This window comes from Paraburkholderia sp. RL18-085-BIA-A, from assembly GCF_046027075.1.
In the GTDB taxonomy this organism is placed as follows: domain Bacteria; phylum Pseudomonadota; class Gammaproteobacteria; order Burkholderiales; family Burkholderiaceae; genus Paraburkholderia.
The window spans coordinates 1-885 of record NZ_JARESU010000500.1 but is presented as its reverse complement, the minus strand read 5'-3'; the positions used below and the strand labels follow the sequence as shown (position 1 = coordinate 885).

Below are 885 nucleotides of genomic sequence, written 5' to 3'. Positions count from 1 at the left end.
TTGCGCCCCCCTGTCAGAATGATGCATGAGCTCGCCCGTGGGGCGGCGCCACTCCAGCGCCATGACCAGCGCCTGCAGTGCCAGGTCTTCATCAATGCGCTCGCTCATCGCCCAGCCGACGAATTTGCGACTGAACAGGTCAAGTACCAGGGCGAGATACAGCCAGCCTTCGTCGGTCGCCACGTAGGTCAGGTCGACCAGCCACTTGCGGTCGGGCGCGCTCGCCTCAAAGTCGCGAGCCAGCACGTTGGGCGCTACCGGATACGCGTGCCGGGAGTCGGTGGTCACAACCCGGAAGCGTCGACGCAACCGGCTTTGCAAACCGTGTTGACGCATCAGACGACCAACCCGCTTCTCGTTGATGCGGCCGGCTTCATCCCGCAGTACCCGATGCATGCGCCGGCGACCGTAGCGGCCGCGATGGCGCCGCTGCAGCGACTGCATGCGTGTAACAAGACGCGCGTTTTCCACCGCCCGTCGCGATGGCGCACGCCTGCGTGCGGCGTACCAGCCGCTCTTCGACACGCCCAGCGACTCGCACATCAATCCGACCGGGTAAGCGTTTCGGTGTCGCTCGATCCAGGCGTACCTCACAGCGACTCCTTCGCGAAGTACGCCGCTGCTTTTTTCAGTATTTCTTTCTCCATTCGCAGCCGTGCATTCTCCTGCTTCAGGCGTGCGTTCTCAGCCTCCAGATCCGTTACCGGTGGCCTTTGCCCACGCTTGACTGGCGCCTCCCCCTTACGCGCATCGCCAACCCAGTTCGCCAGCGTCTTATCCGACATCTCCAGACTTCGCGCCACCTCCCGCAATCCTCGCCGCCCCACAATCACCTGCTCGACCGCCGCTGCGCGAAACTCCTCCGTGTACTTCCGTCTCGGTACT

The 885-nt window shown here is 63.7% G+C and carries 2 protein-coding genes; both read right to left on the bottom strand.

Features of this window, described 5'->3' with window-relative positions; translation table 11 throughout:
* Nucleotides 1–594: IS3 family transposase (locus P0D89_RS53500; RefSeq protein WP_408379732.1), on the bottom strand; the 594-nt coding region annotated here is incomplete at its 3' end.
* A partial coding sequence (locus P0D89_RS53495) for a transposase (protein ID WP_408371361.1) occupies nt 591–885 on the bottom strand: 295 nt, incomplete at its 5' end. The genes P0D89_RS53500 and P0D89_RS53495, both read right to left, overlap by 4 nt.